Origin of the sequence: Saccharomonospora saliphila YIM 90502, from assembly GCF_000383795.1 — a bacterium.
Lineage (GTDB): Bacteria > Actinomycetota > Actinomycetes > Mycobacteriales > Pseudonocardiaceae > Saccharomonospora > Saccharomonospora saliphila.
This window is the reverse complement of the sequence record NZ_KB912597.1, coordinates 3,001-5,821: the sequence shown is the minus strand read 5'-3', so window position 1 is coordinate 5,821 and position 2,821 is coordinate 3,001. Positions and strand designations below refer to the sequence as shown.

Below are 2,821 nucleotides of genomic sequence, written 5' to 3'. Positions count from 1 at the left end.
CCTCGGCGAGCCAGTCCGGCACGGGCGCGTCGAACGCCCCGGCGACCAGCCGCTCCAGCGAGTCGAGCGCGTGCGGCACGGTCGCGGGCGCGCGGGTCACCCACACCGGGATTCCGGCCTCGCGCAGGGCCGCGACGTCCCCGGGACGGTTCTCCTCGGAGTTCGCCACGACGAGGTCGGGCGCCAGTTCGGCGACGGAGTCGACGACGGGGTACTTCGAGCCGCCGACGCGGGGCACGTCGAGCCCGGCAGGGTGTGTGCAGTAGGTGGTCGCCCCGGCGAGCACGCCCGGCACCGTCTCGGCGATCGCCTCGGTCAGCGACGGCACCAGCGACACCACCCTGCGCGGGTGGCCCCGCAGCGGCACCTCGGCCCCCAGGTCGTCCACGGGGTGAGTGCGGTAAGCGGTCATGTCGTGTAGTCCACCAGCACGTCGGCGTGGCCCGGCTTCGGGGCGCCCCCACATCCCGGCGCCTGCCCGCTCAGCTCCCCGGCACGCGGGCGGCCGAGCAGCTCGGGCCGTTCGCCGAGCCACTCCCGGTGGTGCCGCGCGTCACGCTCGTTCAAAGCACACCCTCCGCTCGTCCACATCGACACCGGTGAGCCGGACCCGCACCCGCGCGCCTTCCCGCAGTCCCGCCCCGGCACACCGGGTCAGCACGGGTGGCCTGCGGACGAACACCTCCGCCCAGCTCGGCTCGCTGCGCAGGACCACCGCCTCGAACGTCCGCCCGACGTGCGCGGAGAGCACCCACGCCTCCACCTGGTCGAGGCAGGCGCGTTCCACGCGGGCCGCGCGCGTGTCCGAGACGCCCATCAGCCGGGGCAGCGTGCCCAGCGCCTCGCGCACCCACTCCGGCACCGGCCTTCCGTGGGTCACCGCGAGGCACACCTCCGTGCCGAAGCGGTCCACCAACCTGCGGATCGGCGCGGTCACGTGCGCGTACGGCCCGCCGATGCCCGCGTGCGTGGCGATGCCGGGCACCTCCCCGTCGAAGGCGGTGTACCCGGCACCACGCAGAAGCCGTTTCGTCCCCGCGTACAGCGCGAGGGACGTCGGCCGGGCGGGGTCGAGCCCGGCGAGCAGTTCCGACACCGTGGCCTCGGGCGCCCACGCGATCCCCAGCGCGCGGGCGGAGCGGCGCAACCAGTCGATCGCGCCGTCGTCGGCCTCCGGCAGCGTGCGCAGCACTCCCACCCCGGCCTCCAGCATGATCGACGCGGCGGTCATGCCCGTGAGCAGGGAAATCTCGGCGTTGTGGTCCTCGACCTCGTGGCGCGGCCTGCTCCGCAGTACCCAGCCGCCGGGACAGGCGCCGATGCGCTGTTCCGGCAACTGCGGCTCCACCGCGCCCCTGCGCACGGCCAGTTCCCGTCGCAGGCGGCCCAGACCGGGCAGACCGGTGATCGCCGGGTGCGGTCGCCCGGCCGCCTGCGCTGCGGCGACGGCGTCGTAGTCGAGCCGGTCGGCCGAGCGCACCCAGGCGCGGCGCACGTCGACGGAGGTGGGTTCGCCGTCGGAATCGGTGTCGATCGTCCAGAGGACCGCGGGCCGCACCACGCCCGGGAGCAGGCTCGCCGCGCCTTCGGCGAGTCTCGGCGGGTGCAGGCCGACGTTGCCGTCGGGCAGGTACAGCGTCTGCCCCCGCCCTCGCGCCTCCGCGTCGACGGCACCACCGGGCGGTACGAACGCCGCCAGGTCGGCGATCGCGTACCGCACGCGGAATCCGCCGCGCGGCCGTGACAGCACCGACACGGCTTGGTCGAGGTCCTTCGCCCCGGGCGGGTCGACCGTCACCAGCGGCAACTCGGTGGCGTCCACCCGCCGGTGACCGAGATCGCCCGGGTCACCGGCGACGGCGTCGGCCTCGGCCAGCACCTCCGGCGGGAAGGACTCCGGCAGCTCGAACTCGGCGCGCAGCGAGGCGAAGTCGCCGGCGCCCTGGCCGTGCGCCACCAGAGCCACACCCCGACCCTAACCCGACCGGGCCCCGCCACACCTCCGAGCAACCCGTACCCAGCCCGCGAGTTGCCCCCTCCCGCCCGCGAGTTGCCCCCGCAGGGCAGGCGAGTTGCCCTTCCCCGCCCGCGAGTTGCCCTCGCGGCGCGGGCGAGTCGCCCCCTGACGCGGTCGAGTCACCCCTCGACGCGCGAACAGGCCCCCTCGGCGCACGTCGAGGCGGTGCCGCGAGTCGCCCCGTGGGGGCTCGGGCTCATCGCGGGACGGCTCACGTCTCCGGCACGTCCTCGACGTCCTCGCCCTGCCACTCGGCCTCGGCGCGGTCGGCCTGCTTCGTGCGCTCGCGAGCGATCTCCAGCGCACGCCGGGCGGTCGCCTCGTCCGGGTAGGGGCCCATGAGGTCGATCGCGCGGGACAGCTCGCCGTGCTCGACCTCGCCGGTCCGCGTGTTGTACCACCAGCCGGACGGGGGATTCGGATCAGTGCTGTTCGCTGCCATACCGCCAGCGTGGCACGCACCCGTCCGCGACGACAGCGGTCAACGACGACAGCCGGTCAACGGCGATAACGGTAGGGGATCTCGGTCGGCTCCTCACCCGTGGGACCGAACCCGACGGTCGTTCCGCTCTCCGCCCCCTGAGCGCTCTCTCCGCCGGTGACTTCCCCGCCGGTGCCCTCCCCGCCGGTGGCCGCTCCGCCGATGCCTGCTTCGCCGATGCCTGCTTCGCCGGTGACCTCCCCGCTGGTGGATTCCCCGCCGGTGCCGGCTCCGGTCGCCGCCTCGGTCCCGCCGGGCCGGGCCGCGTCCCGACCCGTGTCACCGTCGACGTCGGTGACCTCGTCGAACCAGTCCCGGGAGCT

At 75.1% G+C, this 2,821-nt stretch carries 4 protein-coding genes and 1 pseudogene; all 5 read right to left on the bottom strand.

Features of this window, described 5'->3' with window-relative positions; translation table 11 throughout:
* Positions 1-412 (bottom strand): helical backbone metal receptor (locus tag SACSA_RS0100365; protein WP_028661384.1); only part of this gene is annotated, 412 nt, incomplete at its 3' end.
* Positions 409-567 carry a hypothetical protein gene (locus SACSA_RS24970; protein WP_019812585.1) on the bottom strand — a complete coding sequence of 53 codons (159 nt, stop codon included), beginning with the start codon at positions 565-567 and terminating at the stop codon, positions 409-411. The genes SACSA_RS0100365 and SACSA_RS24970, both read right to left, overlap by 4 nt.
* Positions 554-1,966 (bottom strand): RNB domain-containing ribonuclease, encoded by a 1,413-nt coding sequence (locus SACSA_RS0100355; protein WP_019812584.1) that lies wholly within the window; start codon positions 1,964-1,966, stop codon positions 554-556. The genes SACSA_RS24970 and SACSA_RS0100355 overlap by 14 nt, the downstream gene beginning before the upstream one ends.
* A gap of 262 nt (positions 1,967-2,228) precedes the next feature.
* On the bottom strand, positions 2,229-2,459 hold the full coding sequence (locus tag SACSA_RS0100350; RefSeq protein ID WP_019812582.1) for a hypothetical protein: 231 nt from the start codon (positions 2,457-2,459) through the stop codon (positions 2,229-2,231).
* 56 nt (positions 2,460-2,515) lie between these two features.
* Positions 2,516-2,821 (bottom strand): annotated as a pseudogene (locus SACSA_RS25500) (hypothetical protein); the annotation flags it as partial.

What these genes read in the sequence shown, in the direction of transcription:
- SACSA_RS0100350 (WP_019812582.1), bottom strand. Translation starts at nt 2,459, where the DNA reads ATGGCAGCGAACAGCACTGATCCGAATCCCCCGTCCGGCTGGTGGTAC.